General features: G+C 60.7%; 2 protein-coding genes and 1 pseudogene. 2 read left to right on the forward strand and 1 reads right to left on the reverse strand.

Features of this window, described 5'->3' with window-relative positions; genetic code table 11:
- A partial coding sequence (locus OIU93_RS20440; RefSeq protein ID WP_264271875.1) for an MBL fold metallo-hydrolase occupies nucleotides 1–1,097 on the reverse strand: 1,097 nt, incomplete at its 3' end.
- Between the two features lie 516 nt (nucleotides 1,098–1,613).
- Here OIU93_RS20440 and OIU93_RS20445 point away from each other — a divergent pair.
- A complete protein-coding gene (locus tag OIU93_RS20445) occupies nucleotides 1,614–1,871 on the forward strand; it encodes a metal-sensitive transcriptional regulator (protein ID WP_022876876.1) in 258 nt (85 codons plus the stop codon).
- A 624-nt stretch (nucleotides 1,872–2,495) separates the two neighbouring features.
- Nucleotides 2,496–2,854 (forward strand): annotated as a pseudogene (locus tag OIU93_RS20450) (TerC family protein); the annotation flags it as partial.

Genomic DNA, 2,854 nt, shown 5'->3' on the forward strand with positions numbered 1-2,854 from the left:
TAGACCGGCAGGCCGTCCAGGGAAGTGATGTATCCGGCGACGCGGTCGATGCCCACGCGGATGAGGTGGTCCCACATCTCGGTGGCCGTTTCGCTGTTGGGAGCCAAGAGCACCAGCGGGCGCTGGTCCGTTTCCGGGTCCACGGCCCAGGCACCGTAGCTTGCCGCCTTGGTGCCGGCGGGAATGTTCAGTGCCCCTGCGACGGTGCCCTCGTGAACCAGGGTGTGGTGGCGGGTGTCGACAATGCCGATTTCGTCGGCGGCCAAATCGGCTGCGACGTCCGCGGTGTTCAGTTCGGCCAGCGGTGCGCGGTCGCCCAGGACAGCCGGGCCCTGGCGGTTTTCGCGCTTCATCCGGCCAAAGTAGGCGTGTGCGTCGGGCTGCCCGTCAAGCAGTGCCTCGACGAACCCCGCCTCGTCGTTCGCCTTGAGGTAGGGCCCCCACCACGCGAAGTTGCGCTCATATCCGACGGTGGAGGACGGGATCGCACCCAACGCCTTGCCGCAGGCACTGCCGGCGCCGTGGCCCGGGTAGACCTGGATGTAGTCGGGCAGGGTCAGGAACTTGTTCTGCAGGGAAACGAACAGGTCGTGGGCCCCGGCGAAACGGGTGTCGGTACCGCCGGCGGCCTCGTCGAGCAAGTCCGGACGGCCCAGGTCCCCGGAGAAGACGAAATCGCCCGAGAGCAGGAAGCCCGGCTTGTCACTGAAGGCGCCGTCGGTGACCAGGAAGGAGAGGTGTTCGGGGGTGTGTCCGGGGGTGTGCAGGGCGGTGACGGTGATGTTTCCCAGGGTGATGGTGGACTGGTCAAGGAGGCGTTCGGCTTCGAATTCGTATTGCCAGTCCGGCCCGCCCTCGCCCGAAACGTAAATCGCCGCGTCGGTGGCGGCGGCCAGTTCGCGGGTCCCGGAGAGGTAGTCGGCGTGGATGTGGGTCTCGGTGACGGCGGTGATCTTCATGCCGTTTTTTGCGGCAAGGTCCTGGTAGACCTGGATGTCGCGGCGGGCGTCCACCACGAGGGCCTCGCCCTTGGCCTGGCAGCCGATGAAGTAGCTGGCCTGTGCCAGGTCCTCGTCATAGATTCGTTCGAGAAGCATTGGTTCTCCTTGTGGTTGGTCAGTTTACCCTTCATACCCCTGGGGGTATCCGGTTCATAGGCAACAATAATACCCCCTGGGGTATCCGTCAAGTCGTTCACGGATGCACAAAAAGCGGCGATCGACACCATCGGGAATGGTGCCGATCGCCACAGGCGCATGCGAGGTTGGGCCTAGCGGCCCAAGAGGCGCGCGAAGAAGCCGCCTTTCTTGCCGGACTCCTTCGGGGCATTTGGATCGCAGGAGCAGCGCTCGCTCCGCGGCACGTGGGCCATGACCTGCTTGACATGCTGGCCACATCCGGCCCAGGTGGTTTTCTGACACTTACGGCATTTGGTCGCACGGCACATATGGTGACTCCTTGCGTCTGGGGTTGTTGATGGAGGCCTGACCGCCCCCTCCGTATTCGAGTATGGCATATACCCATGGGGGTATCGAGAATCACTGCCATTGATACGCTAAGGAAACCCCCGGGGGTATACTATTGAAGAAATCAACACCTTGAAGGGACCCACCATGGAACTTGAAGCGGACACCATGAAACCGGCCATCAACAGGCTCAAGCGCGCCCAGGGCCAGCTGAACGCCGTGATCCGCATGCTGGAGGAAGGCGGCGACTGCCGCGCGGTGGTCACCCAGCTTTCCGCCGCCTCCAAGGCCATAGACCGTGCCGGGTTCTCCATTATCGCCACCGGGCTCGAGCAGTGCCTGAAAAGCGAGGACCCCACAGCCGACCGTGCCGACATGGAAAAACTCTTCCTCTCCCTGGCCTAGCCCCAGCCATCCAGCGATAGCTGTCGCCGAGACCACCCATGGAGTCCGGCAGGACCACTGCACGAACTTCTACAGTGCGGCGGTTCCGCAACCGCCGAGGAATCACTCCCTGCCGCCAAGCGGGCCGTAGCGATCAGCACCCCTGTTCACTAATCAGACGCCGCGCACCGATCGACAGCAGTCAATGTGGGTGCTTGATCCATCGGCCCGAAGATGCAACAACCAAGGCCAGAAAACACCGCCACTAAGCACTGTGAAAAACAGGCCACTTATCGTTGTGGCTCACATCCTTGAATTTTCAACGTATTTAACAGTCTGATTTTTGGTGTTCGGGTGTCGCGGTGGGGGATCGGTTGGTTTGGGCGATTTCTGGTGGATCGTTGGGCAATGTCAAGGCTCCACAGTCGCCACGAATTCCATGGGTAAATCCTGAATCTTCGAGTCATGGCATCAACGACCGGTCGGCCATGATGTATTCTGATCTGTATCAAGGTGAGTACTCCCGTCCGCGATCGGTCCGTCAATACGTATGCATTGGTGCATCCCGGACCATTGGTTCTGATCTGATCAGAGCGGAGGAGACCTTGGCGTCATGTCCACGCCATATCCCTTTGGAGTAGCCTCATGCAGGTATCGCCCCTGATCTGGATCATCACCATTGCCGTGACGATCGTCTTCTTCGTTTACGAATTCTTCGTCCACGTGCGCAAGCCCCACGAACCGTCCATCGGTGAATCCGCCCGATGGTCGGTGTTTTACATCAGTCTCGCACTGCTGTTCGGTGTCGGTATCGGCACGCTCTCGGGATGGACGTATGGGGGCGAGTACTTCGCCGGTTACCTCACCGAAAAGGCACTGTCGATTGACAACCTCTTTGTTTTCCTGCTGGTCATGGGTGCGTTCGCCGTACCGAAGATCTACCAGCAGAAGGTACTGATGGTAGGCATCATCATCGCGCTGGTACTGCGTGGCATCTTCATTGC

The sequence above is a fragment of the Paeniglutamicibacter sp. ZC-3 genome, from assembly GCF_025847175.2.
Lineage (GTDB): Bacteria > Actinomycetota > Actinomycetes > Actinomycetales > Micrococcaceae > Paeniglutamicibacter > Paeniglutamicibacter sulfureus.